This window comes from Ruegeria faecimaris (assembly GCF_900182615.1).
Lineage (GTDB): Bacteria > Pseudomonadota > Alphaproteobacteria > Rhodobacterales > Rhodobacteraceae > Ruegeria > Ruegeria faecimaris.
Genome location: NZ_FXTE01000005.1, coordinates 136,595 through 155,774 on the forward strand (window position 1 = coordinate 136,595; position 19,180 = coordinate 155,774).

Consider the following 19,180-nt stretch of genomic DNA (forward strand, 5'->3'; position numbering starts at 1 on the left):
GATGATTATGAACGTTCACGTGACTCCAAATATCAAAGGCTATGGGATCTCGGTCGAACCACTTGTCGGCCGTATCGCAATCTACCGGGATGAGATCCTTCTGGCTGAAAGCTTTGATGCCAAGGTAATGTACGAAACTCGGTTGCCGCCGATGATCTACATCCCCCGTCAGGATGTACATGTCGATCTCAGCGATGAGACCGAACTTCAGACATTCTGCCCGTTCAAAGGCACCGCCACTTACCACGATGTCGTTCTGGCGGATCAACGATTGGCCAACTCCGTCTGGGCTTACGAGAACGCCCTGCCCGAAAGCGCCGCGATCCAGGGCCATATCGGCTTTATGCCCACCGCATATACGCGGATTGAGCTGGGTGAAAACAACCTGCGCAACCCGGAAGACGGCAATATCAGCGGGCCGCTGATTGATTGGCTGATGCGGGGGGCCAGTGATCTCAGCACGCCCGAAGCATTCACCAAAGCGCTGGCCGAGAAGATGCTGGAACATGGAATTGCCATTCAGCGCCTCAGTATCCTTGCCTGGTCCCTACATCCGCTGATCGCGGGCAAACACTATATTTGGGAAAAGGATGAGGCCGAGATTTCGACCAATGTGCCCACCTATGAAATCCACGACCACCCCGCCTATATCAACAGCCCTCTGCGCCACGTGTCCAACGGTATGGGCGGCGTGCGCCAAAGGCTGAATGACGAGAACCCTCAGCACAGCTTTCCAATCATGGAAGACCTGCGCGCCAAAGGGGCGACTGACTATGTCGCGATGCCCCTGCCATTTTCCGACGGGCGCACCAATGTCTTGACGCTGACCTGCGATCACCCCGACGGGTTCACAACGGCCAATCTGGGGCTGGTGTTCGAATGCTCCTCGGTGATTGCCCGGTTCTACGAAGTCTTCATGCAGCGCGAAAACGCCCAGGTATTGCTGGAAACCTATGTCGGAAAGCGGACCGGCGCGCGTGTCCTGGGCGGAGAAATCCGTCGTGGCGACGGGGATGAGATTGATGCAGCCATCATGTTCTGCGACCTGCGCAATTCTACCCTGTTAGAAGAAAAGCTGGGCCGCGCCGCCTATATCAACCTGCTGAATGACTTCTTTGAAACGGTCTCGGGCATCGTCGACGAAAACGGTGGTGAAGTTCTGAAATTCATCGGGGACGCTGTTCTTGCTGTATTCCCGGCAGGCGAAGATTCTACCTTAGCCCGCGAAAACGCGCAGCGATCAGCAGTTGGAATCGTTGAAAGGCTTGGAGAGCTGCGCAAGTCCGGGTCGGACATGCATTGCGACTGTTCGATTGGTGTCGCTTATGGGCGCGTAACTTACGGCAATATCGGGTCGCGCGAACGGTTAGACTTCACCGTCATCGGACAAGCGGCAAACGTCGCCGCACGGCTTGGGGAATACAGCAAGATCGTGAATCACAGGATCGTTGTTACCAAAGACATCGTGCCGGCCTGTACAGACGCTTTGCCACTTGGAGAGGTCAAGCTGCACAACGTGTCACAACCCGTGTGCTCATACGCGCTCAAAACCTCGGCGGACGCGATTCTGAACGGCTAGTCGCGCGAAGTTGCGTTTGATACTCACGCATCTTGCGATAGGGACAGCACTATCCGCCCAGCAGAAGCAACGCGGTTTGGGCCGGGGAAATTGTGCTTTGAAGCTGCGCGATCTGACTGCGCGCAAGGTATCTGTCGGTCAAATCCCCGATCGCCTCTTCATCCGCGAACTGCGCTAAATCGTCAGATCCATTCAGGTTCGACAACCTGTCCTTGAACACCTCAAGCTGCTTGTCGATGTCCAACTGACCAAAGCTTGAGGGCAACCCAAGCGCCGTCTCCATCATCTTTCGCAACGGCGGAAGGCCCATCATGTCGAACCATTTCGTGTCACCACTGCTGTCTTGCGATGCCAACTCAGCCAGCGCATGTTTTGCATAGAGGGATATGCGCATTGTCTCGTCCTGTTCACCCACGGCGACCTCAAAGCGCGAGGTCACGTTGTCCCGGGCAATATCCTCCATAAATGTCGAAAGAATGGTTCTTCGAATTTCGCCAGGGCCCAGTCCAAATGCCTCAGAGAATTCACGGTATCTTTTATCAGATAGGCGATTGGACAATGCATCATCTGCGCTCGTTCCATCTGACAGGATTTTCTGGATGAAATAGCGGTTGTCGATGTCGCCCTCCAGACCAAATGCCCCCAAGGCAACCTGTAGCAGCCGGCGGTCAGAAACCAGATCTTCAGCCGTCTGAACCTTGCCGATGTTTTCCCGGAAATACGTCGCCTCACGCTCATTGACCGTCGAAGAGGAAAAGCTGTTCAACTGGCCTTCGTAGGTGCGTTGAAGGAACCGCCAGCCAACAATGCCACCTGAGGGTATGACCGGCTGAAAGGTCATTGCTGGTAGGCCATCAGGCGCTCTTCTCGCGGTAGCAGAGCACGCAGGGATTTAAGGCATTTGTAATACTGCTCGGCCAACAAGGCGTCGGTTGCCTCGGCCAAAACTCTGCGGCTGTCCGCATCCGTAAACACTTGGCTCAACTCTTCCACCCGGCGCAGCAGTTGTTGGCGGGCGCTTTCAGCTTCCATGTCCCCAGACAGAACCAGTTGCGTCGCATAGCACACTCTGCGAACGGGTGTGTTCACCTCGTCAGGATGTATCGCATCGCGCAAACGCAGGACATTTGCCTGTGGTGTCATGATTGAAAACCGACTTCTACGATCGCCGTTTTCCACAACTACACCATTAATCAGCACGCGTTCTTTTGGTGCTAGCTTCAATACCAAACCCGCCATCAATTCGCACCCATTTGCCGAAGGCCTTTAAGAACGGCCATGTTTATTTCCAGAAGGGGCTCTACCGAAGCCTTATTGCTGAGTATCTGGCTGCTGTGCTGTTCGGTAAACTCAGCAAGATAGAAAATCCGGGCGCGAAGGTCATTCGGCAAGGCGTTATTGGAATCGGCGACCCCGTTTGCCAACACAGACCAAAGCCTCCGGTTTTCATGCAAAGCCTGAACAAACGCTCCAAAGTCGGTTTTGTGCCGCGCGGCCGCAGCCTTCAACCGATGCGTGATCTTGGAAATCGCCTCATATTCCGTATCACGCGGTGTGCGCGTCGGATCAGCGGTCTGCGCATAGGCGCGTTGTGCAAGAGTTTGCGGTGTCACTTGAAATCCTTCCAAAAGGCCGTCTTACGGCGGTCAAAGCCGGGGCGCGTTTCCACGCCCCGGCCAAGGTCCTGAACTTAGCGGAACAGCGACAGGATCGACTGCGGCGCCTGGTTGGCAATCGACAACGACTGTGTTGCCAGTTGCTGCTGTACCTGCAGGGCCTGCAGACGAGCCGAGGTTTCTTCCATGTCGGCGTCAACCAGCGCTCCGATACCGGACTTGAACGAGTCAGAAAGATTCGAGATGAATTCTTTCTGCGTTTCGATCCGGCCCTGAGACGAACCAAACGCCGCAGATGCATCAATGGACGTGTCGATCAAGGTTTCGATAGTACCCAGCGCCGCCTGAGCACCAGCATCTGTCGAAACATCAATCGAAGCCAACGCCCCCAGGCCACCTGCATTGGCATTGGAGAACTGCGCCGAGACAGTAACGTCCCGATCAGCGTCGGCACCAGCCGTCGCAGCACCGGTTACAAATGTCAAAGTGCCCGGGTTGGCCGAGTCATAGTCGATTGCGACACCCGTGATCCCCAGGGAATCGATCTGATTTTTCAGGCCAACGGCAACAATGGCATCCGTATAAGCGGCGTCATATGTTCCAGATGGGTCCAGATCAGCAGCTTGTACCGTGTAGGACGCAACCTTGTCACCAATAGTGATCGAGATCTTGTCACCAGCAGCAAAGTTGTCCGTTGAACTGTCCACCACGATATCGCCGGTTCCACCAGCTTTGTCCATCGTGAAGCCCGCGGCGTCATTGTCGGTTGTGACGTTGTCCGAGCCGGCCAGAACACCTTTGCTGGCATACCCACCTGTGGACAGGTTCTGCGAGGCCACCGAAATCGAAGATGCGGTTACGTTGCCACTGGAGTCACGATCCAGAGACGACAGGATCGAGGCTGTACCCGCCGAACCGTCAACCAGGTTAAGCCCGTTAAACTGCGCCGCTCCAACCACCGATGCGATCTGATCTTTAAGAGCAGTCACGTCGTCATTGATTTTGCCGCGGTCAACGTTGTCTTCCTGTGCCGCAACGATCTTCTCTTTCATCTGGGACAGCAGGTCAGTGACTGTCTCGGACGCGTTCCGGGCCACCGCAACGGTCGATTCACCCAGTGCCAAACTGTCTTTGATGGCGTTGAACCCCTTAACGTCCGACTCCATGACTTTGGAAATCGCCCAGACGGCTGAATTGTCCTTGGCTGTGGCGACGTCTTTACCGGTCGAAATCGCGTTCTGGGTCTGCGCCAGGTTCCTGTTGACCGATTTCAGGGTTTGCAGCGCAACCATTGCGCCGTTGTTTGTCAGAATGCTGGACATAGCTTTCTTCCTTTTCCGTTCGGGCCTTTTGCGCCCTTGCTTACCCCGCAACATGTACGGGCTTTGACGTCTTTCTGATCACTGCGACCCGCCGTCGGGCTTTTCGCGCCATCTGAGTTTCCAGATGCAGGATCACCTTTGACGCCGATCTCCTAACGGAGTGCTAAGACTCGAAAATCAGAAAGCTCGGATTTGATTCAATCCTCGCGCTAGGCCCGCTTTTCCAGCTTTGCGTGACTGCGAACGGTAAAATCGCTGCGTTGCCCATCCGCTCCATAAGTACTGAATTCCTGACGCACTCGGCGCAGTTCATCCATGCGCCCGGCAACCGCCCGAATCCCTTCGGCCGCACTGTTCAGCAGAGCCTGATTCCGGTCGACTTTCTTTTGAACCCCGATCAGTTCATCACTATCAATCACCTCAAGATCATTGATCGCACCGATCAGCTTTTCCTTTTCCGGGACCATGTGATTCAACCGATCCAGATCCCCGGTCACCAAGGCGTTGCGTTCAAGGTCCAGAACTTCTTCAAGAGATTTGATCAGGTCATGTTCAGACTTGTTAGGCATTGGTATTCTCCATCATGGACTGAAACAGGATTTCGGACAGGCCAACACCGCCGGACCTGGCAAGCTGCAGTGCCTGCTGCTGAACAAGAAACGATGAAAACTGGTCTTCACCCGCACCGCCGCCGAACGAATCTCGGGATTCGCCCAGACCTGCGGACTTAAGCATTTCAGACAGGAACGCCGCCTCAAGCTCTACCGCAGCATCTTTCAGCTTTTGCTCAACAGACAAGGGCTGCGGCGCCGCTGGAATACCAGATAGCTTCATCGCTTTCTCCGAAAATTGCATCGAACTTTCTGGATCAAATATGAAAGCGGTTAAAATAAACGTAACTTCCTGCGGGCAAATTCCTGATTACGCAAACCGGAGCCGGAGCAAAATGCCCAACCCTCTTATATTGTCCACATCCTCGACCGCCAGCGCCGCAAAATCTGAAACTGCCGCCAAGGGACACCCAATCTCGGAAGGGGCTGACACCTTTGCTGAGGTAATGGAGCAGGAATTGCAGCGTTCCGAAGGTGACAGCTTGAATGAGGACGTGCCCGAACTGACCATTAATGCCGAGGTGCAGGTTGAAGAGGATGTGGTCGAAGAAGACTCTGTTGATCTTGCGACCAGCCTGTCGGGAAAACCTGTAACTGACCCGCCCACCCGCGCGCCGGCGCAGGACGAAGAGATGGCACCTGAGGAAACGCCGGCATCGCTGCCCGAACCTGACAAGGCCGTAATACTCGCAGCGCCAAACAATGCGACCCCCGATCCTCGGGGTGATGCGCTTGGAAACGCGGCGCAACGCGCCCGATCTGAGGTTCCGGCTTTGTTGCAGGCGAAAACCGCTCAGCAAAACCCGGAACACAATCTGACGCAAACCGCTATTGCAAAGGGCTATCGGACCAAGGCGTCGATACCCTCGGATTCTGCGTCCGAAAAACCCGAAGTGCCAGAACCAAAGCTGGTTTCGCGAGATACACCCGATGCGGCTCGGGCTCCCAAAGCCACCGGTTCACCGCCGACAACGCAATCCGTTCCGACATTTGTTCAAATACAACTGATGGCGTCTGCCAAGGTGCAGGACGTTGATTTGGTATCAGACCCGGATGCCGAGGGGATTCTGCCCGCGCGCGAAAGCCAGCCATTTTCAACGGCACGAGATACGTCAGCAAGCCATCAGCACTTTTTAACCTCAGCACGGGCAGAAACGGCGCGGGCAATCGCGGGGCAAATGGCCGCTGCGATACATGCAAGACCACAATCCGGCACGATTGAACTGACCTTGAATCCGGAAGAGCTGGGCAAGATCTCAATCGTCATGAATGGCCGGGAAGACGGGTTGCAGATGACGATCGCAGCCGAGCGGCCGGAAACTCTGGAAATGATGAGGCGACATCTTTCGGTTCTTGAGGCTGAGTTCAAAAACCTCGGGCTTGGCGATCTGTCTTTCAATCTGGGTGGTTCGTCAGACGGCCAGTCCGAAAGCGCGGATAGACACGCAGATTCCGGTCTGAATACAACCCAGACCGAAATGGATCAGGCCAGCGAGCCGGTCTTAACCCGGATCGGCCATAGTGGCCGCGTTGATATGAGGCTTTGAGCATGATCACACCCGCACAGAATACAAGCTCTACCGCCGCACAGGCACAGTCTTCGGCGAAATCTGGAACATCCGGCCTGGCCTCGGATTTTGAAACCTTCCTTCTGATGCTGACCGCCCAGGCCCGCAACCAAGACCCGCTGGAGCCGCTGGATTCATCGGAATACGCCTCGCAGCTGGCGCAGTTCTCGATGGTCGAGCAGCAAGTTCAGACCAACGATCTGCTCTCAGAGCTTGCCTATTCGCTTGGCAGTGTAAACCTTGAAGAGCTTGCCAGCTGGGTCGGGATGGATGTGCGAACCGCCTCGGCCTTTCATTTCGACGGTTCACCAGAAACGCTGTATGCGCAGGCCGACCCCGGGGCGGACAGCGCCTTTATGGTGATCCGCAACGACTCGGACGAGGTCGTTGAACGCATCGCTGTTTCAACGACGGAAACCGAGTTTGTCTGGGCCGGAACCGATGACGATGGCGCCCCGTTACCGGCAGGAAATTATACCGCAACAATGGAAAGTTATGACGGCGATGAACTGCTGTCTGAACGCATCGCCTCAGCGTATAATCAGGTTCTGGAGGCGCAGGTCGGCACTGATGCAGTGTTGCTGACGCTCGCTGGCGGAGAGGTGGTGCCAGCAGGAATAGTCACTGCGGTGCGAACAGGAGCTTGATCTACGGTTAACGACAGGCGAAACCAAGGCAATGCCCGACTCGTTGACTGATTGGTGATCTCCCTGCCTCAAATACCGTCCCCACCGCGCGACCTTGTTGCTCAACTTGTCAGGCTCGGATTTGCCAGCGCTGGGGCACAGTTCGAAACTCTGTATGGTGGCAGGACAAACCAGGTGTGGAAGGTGCTGGGCGACGACAGTGATCAAGTATTGAAACTGTACCGCTCGGACCTGGAAAACCCATTGTTTCGCAACGATCCCGCATTGGAAGCCGCCTGTCTGCGGGCACTGGCTTCTTCTGGGGTTGTGCCGCGATTGCGGGCAACGGGACAACATGACAACGGATATTGGGTGTTCTACGACCACGCACAGGGCACCCCCTGGCGGTCTGACCCGGCCCCAGTGGCCCGGTTGCTGCACCGCCTGCATTCGCTCAACCCAAACATAGAGAACGCACCCACCGGTAAAAACGGTAGCGCAGATCTGGCCGAACATGGTCAAAGCATTCTGGCGATGTGCACATCGGATCGACGGGCTCAGCTGGAAAAGATGCAACCACAGCATCATATTTTGCGGTCGGATCATACTTGCCTGATTCACGGCGACCCGGTGGCGGGAAACATCCTCGTCGCATCCTCTGGTCTGACGCTGATTGACTGGCAATGCCCAGCCGTTGGTGATCCTTGCGAGGACCTTGCGCTGTTCCTGTCACCCGCCATGCAATATCTTTACAGAGGTGCGGTTTTGACCGTTGAAGAGCAAAAGTCCTTTCTTTCGGCGTATGACCGGCAGGAAACCGTAAACCGCTACCGGTCTTTACGCCGCTGGTACGGGTGGAGGATGGCGGCCTACTGCCTATGGCGCGCAGAACATGGGGCACCAGATTATGAACAAGGGCTCGAGCTGGAACTGGCCGCTTTGTGAATGTCAGAGGTCGGCCAGTGCCATTAACGCATAGGCTGGCGGCATCAGCGCCCGCCGCCAGGACCCAAGTGGAAAACGCCGCGGGGGTCGGGCCATTGGCTCAGGCAATTCCGCATCCTGTCCAAGCACCATGCGACTAAGCGCCCGCCCACAATAGGTACCCATCGCGACACCGTTTCCATGATAGGCCAGCCCGGCAAACATCCCATTCTGACCCGGAACGGGCCCTGCGAACGGCGTCAGATCCTGGGTAAGGCACACCATCCCTGACCACATATTGGTCACGTCCACATCGGCCCATGCCGGAAACATGACCTTGAAATCACGCTGCACCTTTTGCCGGATCGCAGCCTCGGCCTTAGGTGATGAGCGCAGGCCACCGCGCATCCCAAACAGAAACCGTCGATCCGGCATAAGACGAAAATAGTGCAGAAGATTTCGTGTATCGTAAGACATCTGATCCGAGGTCCAGCCCTGCGCCGACACCTCAGCCTCGGTCAATGGGCGGGTCACCAGAACGGTTGATTGCGCTGGCATATAGCGCCCAGACAGCCATTCAGGCATGTTTTCACTGGAATATCCGTTGGTGCATATCAGTACATTCGACGCTTTGATCCGTCCTGACGCGGTTCGAACATCAAAGCTCGCGCTGGTTTTGGTGATGTCTCTGGCCATGGTTTTCTGAAAAAATCGGACCCCAACGGAAGCGGCCGCATTTGCAATGCCGAACAGGTATTTCCGGGGGTTCAGACCAAATCCGACCGGCACGCTATAGCCCCCGAAGAAATCCCCTCCCAACCCGAGCCTGGGCAGGTCGGCCACCTCATGCAAGCAGCCCCCGTCATCCGCCGAGCGTCGCAATTTCTCCATGGCGCGGGCGGTGTGGGCCAGGGCGGTCTCGCCCTTGGAATGAACGTCCGCTTCGATCTGATGCGCCTCAAGCAGGTCGGCGACAAGATTGACCGCATCCACTTTGGCCCGGGCAAAGCTTTCGGCCCCCTCGACCCCATATCGCCGAGCCATGCCACGATCGCTCAGCTTTGACCCACCTCGGCAGCAAAACCCACCATTGCGACCCGAGGCACCCCACCCCGGCGTCTCCGCCTCGAGAACTGCGACGGATAGGCCTGCCTGCCCCAGGAAAAGCGCGGCTGTAACACCTGTGAACCCGCCGCCGATGATGGCGACATCCACGCTCAGATCATCCTGCAACACCGGCCAGTCTGGTGCTGCGATAGTTTCATCCCACCAGCACCCTGATCGCGGTCCAGATCCATAGGTATACTCAGGGAACAGACGTTTCATTCCGCACGCACTGCCGCCATCTCATCCTGTTTTTGCCGGACCATCGCGCGCTTGGTGACCAAAGATGCTGCTATGACACCGACCGTCACGACCGCAATCATGATCGTGGATAGCGCATTGATTTCAGGGCTGACGCCCAGCCGCACAGCTGAGAAAATCTTGATCGGCAGAGTCGTGGCTGACGGGCCCGATGTGAATGATGCGATCACCAGATCATCCAGCGACAGCGTAAAAGCCAATAACCAGCCTGAAATCACCGCCGGGGCGATGATCGGCAGGGTGACAAGACGGAAGGCTTGTGCGGGTGAGCACCCAAGATCCAACGCTGCCTCTTCCAGAGACTGATCAAACGTGACCAGACGTGAGGATACAACAACCGACACGAAGCACATTGAAAAGGTCGTATGTGCCAGCACGATGGTCAAAATACCCCGGTCCAGTCCAATTCCGATGAACAGCAGCAAAAGCGACAGGCCAGTGATCACTTCGGGCATCACAAGAGGCGCATAGATCATGCCCGAAAACAGAGTCCGGCCAAAGAACCGCCCACCGCGTACCAGCACATAAGCCGCCGCCGTACCCAGAATGGTAGCCAGGGTCGACGAGAATACTGCAACCCGCAAGGTGACCCAGGCAGCATCAAGAAACGCTTCGTTCTGGACCAACTCACCATACCATTTGGTCGAAAATCCAGCCCAAACCGTGACCAGTTTGCTTTCGTTAAAAGAGAAGATGATCAAAATGAGCATCGGGATATAGAGAAACGCGAAACCAAGCGTCAACGAGACGACGTTGAACCAGCTTAACCTGTTCATTGCTCAGCCTCCGTCTGTTTCTGCTGGTTGCGCTGGAACAGCACGATGGGAATCACAAGGATCAGCAACAGCACAACTGCCACGGCACCGGCCACCGGCCAGTCGCGGTTCGAGAAGAACTCCTCCCACAACACTTTGCCGATCATCAATGTCCCGGATCCTCCGAGCAATGATGGGATCACAAATTCGCCGATCACCGGAATCATCACCAGGAAACAACCCGCGATGATACCCGGGCGTGACAAGGGGATCGTTATCAGCCAGAAGGCCTGAATACGCGAACAGCCCAAATCCTCTGCGGCCTCGATCAGCGACTCGTCCATTCGTTCAAGCGCGGAATAGATCGGCAGAATCATGAAGGGCAGATAGGTATAGACGATACCGATATAGACAGCTGTGTTGGTGTTCAGAATGGTCAGCGGGGTCGAGATGATGCCCGTCCACAGCAGCAGTTGGTTCAGGTAACCTTCGTTGCTGAGAATACCCATCCAAGCATAGACCCGGATCAGGAACGACGTCCAGAACGGCAGAATTACCAACATCATCAACGTCGGGCGCCACTCAGCCGGTGCGCGGGCCATGCCATACGCGATAGGATACCCCACCAGCAAAGTCAGTATGGTTGAAATCAACGCGATTTTGACACTGGACAGGTAAGCTTTCCAATACAGGTCATCTTCGGTTAGCCAGACGAAATTCTCAAAATCCAGCTGGCTGAAGAAATCCCTGAGCCCGGCCCAGCCCTGAGATAGATCCAGTGTCGGCGTGTAAGGCGGGATGGCCAGCTCCGTGTCCGAAAGCGAGATTTTCAGAACGATGAAAAATGGCACCAGAAACAGCGCCAAAAGCCAGACATACGGGACGGCGATCAGAAGGGCGCGGCGCATCAATCCGCCAACAGAACCGCGGCGGTGGCTGTCCAGGACAGCCAGACCGGGTCTTCCCATGTAAAGGAACGACGCGAAATGCGACGGGTATTTGCCGTCTGCGCCTTGATAATCGTGCCGTTATTCAGTTCGACGTGATAAGTGGACAGATTGCCCAGATAGGCAATGTCAAGCACCTTGCCCTGCACTGCGTTGATTGCATCCGCTGGACGATCAACCGAGATCGTCACCTTCTCGGGGCGGATCGCCAGATGACAGAGCTGACCGTTCGAAAACTCTGTGGTCGAGGACGCAGTCAAAGGTGCCTGACCTTCAGCCCAGTCAATCTGATAGGTCTCATCGGCGCTTGCCGTGGCCCTGCCCTGGATGATGTTCACGTCGCCAATGAAATCGGCCACATAGACCGAACTGGGATTCTCATAAATCCGGTCGGGTGTCGCCACTTGTATCAGATTACCCTGATCCATTACCGCAACCCGGCTGGCCACGGTCATCGCCTCTTCCTGATCATGGGTCACGATCACAAAGGTGGTGCCGGTCTTTTCCTGAATATCCATCAGCTCGAATTGGGTATCCTGTCGCAGTTTCTTATCCAGCGCCCCCAAAGGTTCGTCTAGCAACAGCAGCTTCGGCGCTTTTGCCAGGGATCGCGCAAGCGCCACGCGCTGACGCTGACCACCCGAGATCTGGTGCGGTTTGCGACGGGCGAATTGTTCAAGCCGGGTCAGGCGCAACATCTCTTCGACACGATCCATAAGATCATGCTTTGGCATATTGTCCCGACGCAGACCAAAGGCGATGTTTTCCCAGATAGATAGATGCGGAAACAGCGCGTAGGATTGGAACATCATGTTCACAGCCCGTTTGTTCGGCGGAATGGGATCTATATCCTGCCCGCCCAGCAGAATATGCCCTTCGGTCGGTTTTTCAAACCCGGCCAACATTCGCATCATCGTGGTCTTGCCGCAGCCCGAGGGCCCTAGCAGAGCAAAGAATTCTTTCTCAAATATATCCAAGGACAGATTGTCGATGGCCGTGAACTCACCAAACCGTTTGGTGACATTCTGGAACTGGATCAGAGGTTTCGCCTGTGGGTCTTCCCACGGCACAAAAACAGTAGAGTTCAAAACGGCCCCCGTTCGGCAATCTGAAAAGAATGGCAGGGCGGTTGGTCCGCCCTGCTGAAACAAGCCGGATCAGGTGCCCGATTTGATCTTGGTCCACAAACGGGTCACGACCCGCTGTATCTTCGACGGGTAAGGCGTCGTGATATAGAGGTTCTGCATGGTCGCATCATCCGGATAGATGGCCGGATCACCGATCACGTCTTCCTCAAGAAATTCTTGCGAAGCCTTGTTGCCATTGGCGTAGTAAACATAGTTCGAGGCCGCCGCCATATTGTTGGCATCCAGAATGAAATTCAGGAACTTATGCGCACCCTCCGGGTTCGGAGCATCAGCCGGAATCGCCATCTGGTCGAACCACATCAACGACCCTTCAGCAAAGGGATGGTACTCAATTTCAACACCATTATCGGCTTCGGCCGCACGATCGCGGGCCTGCAGGATATCACCCGACCACCCCACGGCGACACAGATGTCGCCATTGGCCAATGCATTGATATATTCCGAGCTGTGGAACTTCTGAATGTGCGGTCGAACGCTGGTCAAGACCGCCTCGGCCTTGCCAATAACATCTTTGTCATGGCTGTCCGGGTCTTCACCCAAATATTGCAGAACCATCGGAATGATTTCTGCCGGAGCATCCAGGAAATGTACGCCGCAGGATGCAAGTTTCTCCATATTCTCGGGTTTCAGAACCAGATCCATGCTGTTCAGCGCAACATCCTCGCCCAACGCTTCCTGCACTTTTCCAACATTTACACCAAGCCCGGTTGTGCCCCACATGTAGTTGATAGAATAGGCGTTGTCCGGATCATACCCGGCAGTACGTTCCTGAATCACATCCCACAGATTGCCTGAATTCGACAGCTGTGCAGCGTCAAGCGCCTGAAAGGCTCCAGCCTGGATCTGACGCTGAAGGAAAGTACCCGAAGGCACTACCACGTCATAGCCTGATCCACCGGCCAGCATCTTGGTCTCCAATACCTCGTTGCTGTCAAAAACATCATAAATCAGAGTCAGACCGGTATCTTCCTCGAACTTTGTCAGAAGCTCTTCGTCGATATAGTCGGACCAGTTGTAAACACGCACCTCTTCAGCGAAGGCCGCCGAAGTCCCCAATGCGATGACCGCTGTCATGGTCAGCGTTTTGATTGTCATATTATTCTCCCTGCAAGTGTACGCGCTATTTTCCCGTTTTTTTGGATTTGATCAAGTTTTGCGTTTTCGCACGATCCGTCGTATGGTTTCACGAGGTCAGAAACCTGACAAGTCAACATAGCGGGAAACAGGGCAAACCACTTGGATTTGATCAAAAATAAGGCATCCAGCACTGACGGTGCGCGTGAAAAACGACCTGCGCATGAACAGGTCTATAATACCCTCAGATCACAAATCATGTACGGCGAATTGGTGCCGGGGCAACCCGTCACGATCCAGGGTCTCACTGATTCGCTGGGTGTTGGAATGACCCCTGTGCGGGAGGCGATCAGGCGCCTGATATCCGATGGTGCTCTGGTGTTTCAGGGCAACCGCCGAGTGAGTGTTCCTCTTCTGACCGACGGCGACGTCGAACAGATGATTTATTCAAGAATCAAAATAGAATCAGAGCTTTCGAGGCGTGCAACTGCGAATGTGACACCTCAGGACATTGATCATCTTGAGCAGATCGACCAACGTCTGGATCGCACTATCAGCGATGGAGACGTCAGCGGCTATCTGCGCCTCAACCACCGGTTTCACGAAACGCTTTACGGCCATGCAAACGCCCCGATTCTCAATGATCTGGCCGAGCGCCTGTGGCTTAGATTCGGTCCGTCTTTGCGCGTTGTATGTGGTAGATTCGGCACTCAGAGCCTGCCGGACCGCCACAAGGATATCATTTCGGCGTTGCGCAATCAGGACGCGGATTTGGCAGCAAAAGCAACCGCACAAGATATCGAACAGGGCATGGAGCTGATGGCAGACGCCTTAGTCAACGCTTAGATCTGTCCGATTCGATTGACAGGAAAAAATTTGATCATATTGTAGCTGCCAATCGCTCTTGCAGGAGATTTTCCGATGTCGACCATCACAAACCATTTGCCCACGGCCCAGCTGCAGGCCTTGGACGCCGCCCACCACATGCACCCTTTTTCGGCCAATGGCGCCCTAGGGAAAGAAGGCGCGCGTGTGATCACCCGTGCGGAGGGCGTCTACCTTACGGACAGCGAGGGTGAAGAAATACTCGATGCAATGGCGGGCCTGTGGTGTGTCAATATCGGCTATGGTCGCGATGAACTGGCCGAGGTCGCAGCCCGCCAGATGCGCGAACTGCCGTATTACAATACCTTTTTCAAAACGACCCACGTCCCTGCCATCGCGCTGGCCGCGAAGATCGCGGAACTTGCGCCAGGCGATCTGAACCATGTGTTCTTTGCAGCCGGCGGGTCTGAGGCGAATGACACAAACATCCGTCTGGTTCGGACCTATTGGGCCGAAAAAGGCCAGCCCGACAAGAACATCATCATCAGCCGACATAACGCCTATCATGGCTCTTCGGTCGGCTCGGCGTCGTTGGGCGGCATGGCAGGGATGCACGCGCAGGGTGGAATCCCGATCCCGAATATCCACCATATCAACCAACCAAACTGGTGGGCTGAAGGTGGTAGCATGTCTCCCGAAGAATTCGGCCTGGCCCGCGCGCGTGAGTTGGAAGAGGCGATTGAGGAACTTGGCGAAAACCGCGTCGCAGCCTTTATCGCCGAACCCGTACAGGGCGCAGGTGGCGTGATTGTTGCACCGGATACCTACTGGCCTGAAATTCAGCGCATCTGTGACAAATACGATATCCTGCTGATTGCGGATGAGGTCATCTGCGGTTTTGGTCGCACAGGCAACTGGTTTGGGTCTCAAACCGTCGGCATTCGCCCCGATATCATGACCATCGCAAAGGGGCTCAGCTCGGGCTATGCGCCGATTGGCGGGTCCATCGTGAGTGACGAGATTGCCGAGGTCATTGGCGGAACCGAGTTCAATCACGGCTACACCTATTCCGGCCATCCGGTCGCTGCAGCCGTGGCACTGGAAAACCTGCGCATCCTTGAAGAAGAAAAGATCGTCGAGCATGTCCGCGATGTGGCCGCGCCGTATCTGAAGGAAAAATGGGAGGCGCTGGCCGATCACCCGCTTGTGGGCGAGGCCAAGATCGTCGGCATGATGGCCTCGATTGCGTTGACCCCGGACAAGGCCAGCCGCGCCAAATTCGCCTCCGATCCGGGTACAGTCGGCTATATCTGCCGCGACCGCTGCTTTGCGAATAACCTGATCATGCGCCATGTGGGCGATCGGATGATCATCTCTCCTCCGCTGGTTCTGACACCCGCGGAAATTGATGAGATGCTCGTACGCATCCACAAATCTCTGGACGAGGCACAGGCCGAGATCATCGCACAGGGCCTGATGAAAGCGGCCTCCTGACCTGCGCAGCTTCATCTGGCTGAAAATACCTCGGGGGAGGCGCCGTCAGGCGACGGGGGCAGAGCCCCCTCCCCTACCTCAACCGCTCTAACAGCGGCGCGGACGCATAGCCGTCCGGCAAAAGCCCCTGTGCCAGTTGATAGGCCCGAACCGCCTCGGTGGTGTTCGGGCCGGTGCGCCCGTCGATCCCCTGTGTATCGAACCCGGCTTCGGTCAGCCGGAGCTGCAATTCCTTCTTCTCAGCAAAGCTCAACGCCCGATCACCCCGAGGCCACTCGGCCTGAAACGCCGCGCGGCCCGCCAGACGGTCGGACAAATGTCCAATGCCGATCACATAGGCATCTGCACCGTTGTATTGCTCGATCACGCGGAAATTTTCGAAGACCATCAATGCAACGCCTTCACCACCCGCTGGCAACAAGATCGCTGCCTGACCATGATCCGCAAGCGGCTGTCCATCCCACGCAACCACGCCCAGCGCCGCCCAGTCTGACGGCAGCAGCGTGTAATCGCGTCTCGCGGCCGCAAAATCGAACCCGGCGGGCAGGCGCACTTCAACACCCCATGGCTGTCCCTTGGTCCACCCATGACGCGCCAGATAGGCCGCTGTCGAGGCCAGCGCGTCGGTCGGGTCATCCGCCCATATATCCCGCCGCCCATCACCGTCGAAATCCACGGCGTGATCCAAAAACGAGGTCGGCATGAACTGCGTATGCCCCATTGCTCCGGCCCAGCTTCCGATCATCGTTGCGGGGCTGACATCGCCTACCTGAATGATCCGCAAGGCGGCAATCAGTTGCGTTTCAAAGAACTCAGCCCGTCGGGCATCAAAGGCCAGCGTCGCAAGCGAACGGATCGTCTGATCCGACCCCCGAAATGTGCCGAAAGATGTCTCAAGCCCCCAAATCGCGGCCACGACCTCTTTTTCGACGCCATACTGCGCCTCAATCCGGGTCAGCACCGCGGCATGGCGTTCCAACCCCGCGCGACCGTCCGCGACGCGCCGATCAGAAACGGCCGCATCCAGATAGTCCCAGATGGGCTTGGTAAACTCAGCCTGATTACGATCGCGCTTGATGATGTCCTTGTCATAGGCCAGCCCCGCAAGCGCGCGGTTCAAAGTCCCGGGCAGGATGCCCTGCGCCTGTGCCCTCGCCCAAAAATCACCAAGCCACGCCTGAAACCGGGCGCTTCTTTCCTCTGACACGCGATACATTTCCTCCGATGGTCGGACGACCGGTCGGATTGAGACTGTAAGATCAGCCGACGCCAATTGTATCGGCTGTGGCCCTTCCGGGCTTTTGATGGACTCCGCCTGTACGATGGATGCCCATAATGCTGCGGTCATAACGCCGCTTACGCATCTACGCATTCCGAATTTCCTGATAACTGCTCAACCACAGGATAGCGCAAAAATGGCGAATTTCAAAGCGCTCAGCTTTCCGAGTCGCGGTCTCTCGCCTTTCGCTCGGATCGCAGCCGGTTCAGAGCTTCGCGCAGCAGAGGGACCCGGTTGGGCCGGAACGAGGCCCCGGTCGTCTGCATCTCTTGCATGCGATCCAACCGAAACACGCGGAAATCCTGCCGCAACAGGCACCAGCTGATCAGCACGCTGGCGCGATCCATGTACACAATGCTCAGCGGGTTTACACTGCGACGGGTCTCGTCGCCTTTGGCATCCCAATAGGAAAATTCGATCGTCTGTTCGTCCCAGGTGGCCCGCCGCAGTTCAGCGACATCCACCGTTGGTTTCGCCGGCCGGTCAAACCGTGTAGCGGTCAGCACCGCATGGCTGAGGCGCTGAGACTGGCGCGGTGGCAAACGACCCTGCAGCTTGCGCAGAACTTCGCTGGCAGCCTCTGAGAGGCCGGGATCACCAATGGATTGTACCTCGCGCAGGCCAAGCACCAGGGCCTCAAGCTCATCATCGGTGAAGCCAAGCGGTGGCAGGGTGGCGTCCTCGATCAGGGTGAACCCGAACCCCGCCTCTCCGTCGATCACGGCGCCGAGGCTGCGCAATGAATCGATGTCTCGGTGAATCGTGCGCGGCGAAACGCCCAGATCCTGTGCCAGCTCAATCGACGTTCTTGGCGACGGGCCAGAGCGCAAGGATTGCATTAATTGGAACAAACGGGCGGTGCGGGTCATAATGCAGGTTACTTTATCTCTAATGACAGAAATTGTCATTAGCTCGGCATACCCATCACCTATACCCATGATGGAGCCCAAGATGCTGACCCTTTTGACCTACCCCTCTGCCTTTGGCCTGTTCAGCGCCAGCCCGTTTTGCGTGAAGACGGCACTAATGCTGCAAACATCGGGCCAACGCTGGCAGCGATCTGACCTCCTTGATCCGCGCAAGATGCCGCATCAGAAGCTGCCGGTTCTGCGCACACCGCAGCGTCTGATCCCCGACAGCGACCTGATCCGCGACTGGCTTGAGGCGCAAGGCAGTGATTTTGATCACGGGCTGAGCGATCTGCAAAAGGCCCAATCGCGCGCCTTGATCCGCCTGGCCGAAGAGCATCTGTATTTTCAGATCGTCCAAGACCGCTGGGCCAATGACGAAGTCTGGCCGATTCTGTATAAGACCTTTTTCACTGGCATCCCCGCCCTGATCCGCAAACCAGTTGCCAATTCTATCCGCAAGAACGTTGTTAAAGGATTGGGGTTTCAGGGCGTCTCTCGATTCTCAGATGCGGAACGTAAGGACAGGCTGGAACGCGATCTTGAGGCGATCTCGGCCTATCTGTGGCAGTCGACTTATCTGATGGGAGAAACCCCGACCTCAGTGGATATGAGCGTGGCCCCGATGCTTGCCGCGATGCGCGCGACGCCGGCCAATACACCGCTGACCCAGCGGATCAAACAGGATAAGCTGTTGAGCGACTACATAGACCGGATGGAGCAGGCGATACCGCTGTCATGACACAATTTGACGATCCCGCAGTGGCAGCGGCCTATCAAGCCCTGCCCGAAGGCACACGTGCCGGGGCGCTTGCGCTGCGTCAGTTGATCCTGGAAACCGCCACTTCGTTGCCCCGCGCGCAGCCGTTGCAAGAGGCATTGCGCTGGGGGCAGCCCGCCTATCTGGCGCCCAAGGGATCCACGATCCGATTGGGCGGGCACAAAGCGGCCCGCTTTGCCCTGTTCGTGCATTGCCAAAGCCGGTTGATGGGCGATTTCACCTCGGCCTTTCCGGGCGAAGATCGGATAGACGGCAACCGCGCTGTTCTGTTTGATGACCCGGGTCAGATCGACGCCACCCGCCATGGCTGGCTGATCGCCCGCGCGTTGACCTATCACCTTCCCGGAAAAGGCTAACT

Annotated in this window: 21 protein-coding genes; 8 read left to right on the top strand and 13 right to left on the bottom strand. The window is 56.4% G+C overall.

What is annotated here, in order from left to right:
• The first annotated feature begins 7 nt into the window (after positions 1-7).
• Positions 8-1,579 carry a DUF427 domain-containing protein gene (locus FN806_RS11365; protein WP_142637149.1) on the top strand — a complete coding sequence of 524 codons (1,572 nt, stop codon included), beginning with the start codon at positions 8-10 and terminating at the stop codon, positions 1,577-1,579.
• A 49-nt stretch (positions 1,580-1,628) separates the two neighbouring features.
• Here FN806_RS11365 and FN806_RS11370 read toward each other — a convergent pair whose 3' ends face one another.
• The 6 genes from FN806_RS11370 to FN806_RS11395 all read right to left on the bottom strand — a co-directional run bounded on the left by FN806_RS11370 (position 1,629) and on the right by FN806_RS11395 (position 5,351).
• The gene (locus tag FN806_RS11370) at positions 1,629-2,420 is read right to left on the bottom strand and encodes a DUF1217 domain-containing protein (RefSeq protein ID WP_142637151.1); all 792 of its coding nucleotides are present in this window, start codon (positions 2,418-2,420) and stop codon (positions 1,629-1,631) included.
• Positions 2,417-2,818, bottom strand: a complete 402-nt coding sequence (flbT, locus tag FN806_RS11375) for a flagellar biosynthesis repressor FlbT (protein ID WP_142637153.1) — start codon at positions 2,816-2,818, stop codon at positions 2,417-2,419. The genes FN806_RS11370 and flbT overlap by 4 nt, the downstream gene beginning before the upstream one ends.
• On the bottom strand, positions 2,818-3,192 hold the full coding sequence (gene flaF, locus FN806_RS11380; protein ID WP_142637155.1) for a flagellar biosynthesis regulator FlaF: 375 nt from the start codon (positions 3,190-3,192) through the stop codon (positions 2,818-2,820). Before flaF ends, flbT begins: the two co-directional genes overlap by 1 nt.
• Positions 3,193-3,269: 77 nt before the next feature.
• Entirely contained in the window at positions 3,270-4,517 is a 1,248-nt protein-coding gene (locus tag FN806_RS11385; RefSeq protein ID WP_142637157.1) for a flagellin, read from the bottom strand.
• A 209-nt stretch (positions 4,518-4,726) separates the two neighbouring features.
• A complete protein-coding gene (locus FN806_RS11390; protein WP_142637159.1) occupies positions 4,727-5,086 on the bottom strand; it encodes a flagellar export chaperone FlgN in 360 nt (119 codons plus the stop codon).
• Positions 5,079-5,351 carry a rod-binding protein gene (locus tag FN806_RS11395; protein ID WP_142637161.1) on the bottom strand — a complete coding sequence of 91 codons (273 nt, stop codon included), beginning with the start codon at positions 5,349-5,351 and terminating at the stop codon, positions 5,079-5,081. Before FN806_RS11395 ends, FN806_RS11390 begins: the two co-directional genes overlap by 8 nt.
• Positions 5,352-5,463: 112 nt before the next feature.
• Here FN806_RS11395 and FN806_RS11400 point away from each other — a divergent pair, with 112 nt between their 5' ends.
• Genes FN806_RS11400 through FN806_RS11410 form a run of 3 tightly spaced genes read left to right on the top strand, consistent with a single transcriptional unit; the run spans position 5,464 to position 8,267 of the window.
• Entirely contained in the window at positions 5,464-6,675 is a 1,212-nt protein-coding gene (locus FN806_RS11400; protein ID WP_185956688.1) for a flagellar hook-length control protein FliK, read from the top strand.
• Positions 6,676-6,677: 2 nt separating this feature from the next.
• Complete coding sequence (locus tag FN806_RS11405; RefSeq protein WP_142637165.1) at positions 6,678-7,343, top strand: flagellar hook capping FlgD N-terminal domain-containing protein; 666 nt, start codon at positions 6,678-6,680, stop codon at positions 7,341-7,343.
• A 54-nt stretch (positions 7,344-7,397) separates the two neighbouring features.
• On the top strand, positions 7,398-8,267 hold the full coding sequence (locus FN806_RS11410; protein ID WP_416383923.1) for a phosphotransferase family protein: 870 nt from the start codon (positions 7,398-7,400) through the stop codon (positions 8,265-8,267).
• A 3-nt stretch (positions 8,268-8,270) separates the two neighbouring features.
• Here the strand turns inward: FN806_RS11410 and FN806_RS11415 are convergent, their stop codons facing one another.
• The 5 genes from FN806_RS11415 to FN806_RS11435 all read right to left on the bottom strand — a co-directional run bounded on the left by FN806_RS11415 (position 8,271) and on the right by FN806_RS11435 (position 13,556).
• The gene (locus FN806_RS11415) at positions 8,271-9,572 is read right to left on the bottom strand and encodes an NAD(P)/FAD-dependent oxidoreductase (RefSeq protein ID WP_142637167.1); all 1,302 of its coding nucleotides are present in this window, start codon (positions 9,570-9,572) and stop codon (positions 8,271-8,273) included.
• Positions 9,569-10,387 carry an ABC transporter permease gene (locus tag FN806_RS11420; protein WP_142637169.1) on the bottom strand — a complete coding sequence of 273 codons (819 nt, stop codon included), beginning with the start codon at positions 10,385-10,387 and terminating at the stop codon, positions 9,569-9,571. The genes FN806_RS11415 and FN806_RS11420 overlap by 4 nt, the downstream gene beginning before the upstream one ends.
• Entirely contained in the window at positions 10,384-11,274 is an 891-nt protein-coding gene (locus tag FN806_RS11425) for an ABC transporter permease subunit (RefSeq protein ID WP_142637171.1), read from the bottom strand. Before FN806_RS11425 ends, FN806_RS11420 begins: the two co-directional genes overlap by 4 nt.
• The gene (locus FN806_RS11430; protein WP_142637173.1) at positions 11,274-12,401 is read right to left on the bottom strand and encodes an ABC transporter ATP-binding protein; all 1,128 of its coding nucleotides are present in this window, start codon (positions 12,399-12,401) and stop codon (positions 11,274-11,276) included. Before FN806_RS11430 ends, FN806_RS11425 begins: the two co-directional genes overlap by 1 nt.
• A 69-nt stretch (positions 12,402-12,470) precedes the next feature.
• Entirely contained in the window at positions 12,471-13,556 is a 1,086-nt protein-coding gene (locus tag FN806_RS11435; protein WP_142637176.1) for a polyamine ABC transporter substrate-binding protein, read from the bottom strand.
• A gap of 141 nt (positions 13,557-13,697) precedes the next feature.
• Between FN806_RS11435 and FN806_RS11440 the strand changes: the two genes are divergently transcribed.
• Both FN806_RS11440 and FN806_RS11445 read left to right on the top strand, forming a co-directional pair.
• A complete protein-coding gene (locus FN806_RS11440) occupies positions 13,698-14,381 on the top strand; it encodes a GntR family transcriptional regulator (protein WP_142637178.1) in 684 nt (227 codons plus the stop codon).
• Positions 14,382-14,456: 75 nt separating this feature from the next.
• Positions 14,457-15,854, top strand: coding sequence for an aspartate aminotransferase family protein (locus tag FN806_RS11445; RefSeq protein ID WP_142637180.1), 1,398 nt, complete (start codon positions 14,457-14,459; stop codon positions 15,852-15,854).
• A 73-nt stretch (positions 15,855-15,927) separates the two neighbouring features.
• Here the strand turns inward: FN806_RS11445 and FN806_RS11450 are convergent, their stop codons facing one another.
• Both FN806_RS11450 and FN806_RS11455 read right to left on the bottom strand, forming a co-directional pair.
• Positions 15,928-17,226: a lytic murein transglycosylase gene (locus FN806_RS11450; RefSeq protein WP_142637182.1), complete on the bottom strand. Its 1,299-nt coding sequence runs from the start codon at positions 17,224-17,226 to the stop codon at positions 15,928-15,930.
• A gap of 62 nt (positions 17,227-17,288) precedes the next feature.
• Entirely contained in the window at positions 17,289-18,002 is a 714-nt protein-coding gene (locus FN806_RS11455; RefSeq protein ID WP_142637184.1) for a helix-turn-helix transcriptional regulator, read from the bottom strand.
• 67 nt (positions 18,003-18,069) lie between these two features.
• Between FN806_RS11455 and FN806_RS11460 the strand changes: the two genes are divergently transcribed.
• Together FN806_RS11460 and FN806_RS11465 are read left to right on the top strand one after the other, a co-directional pair.
• Positions 18,070-18,783 carry a glutathione S-transferase family protein gene (locus tag FN806_RS11460; protein WP_334223311.1) on the top strand — a complete coding sequence of 238 codons (714 nt, stop codon included), beginning with the start codon at positions 18,070-18,072 and terminating at the stop codon, positions 18,781-18,783.
• Positions 18,780-19,178: a DUF1801 domain-containing protein gene (locus tag FN806_RS11465; RefSeq protein ID WP_142637186.1), complete on the top strand. Its 399-nt coding sequence runs from the start codon at positions 18,780-18,782 to the stop codon at positions 19,176-19,178. The genes FN806_RS11460 and FN806_RS11465 overlap by 4 nt, the downstream gene beginning before the upstream one ends.
• Positions 19,179-19,180 lie beyond the last annotated feature (2 nt).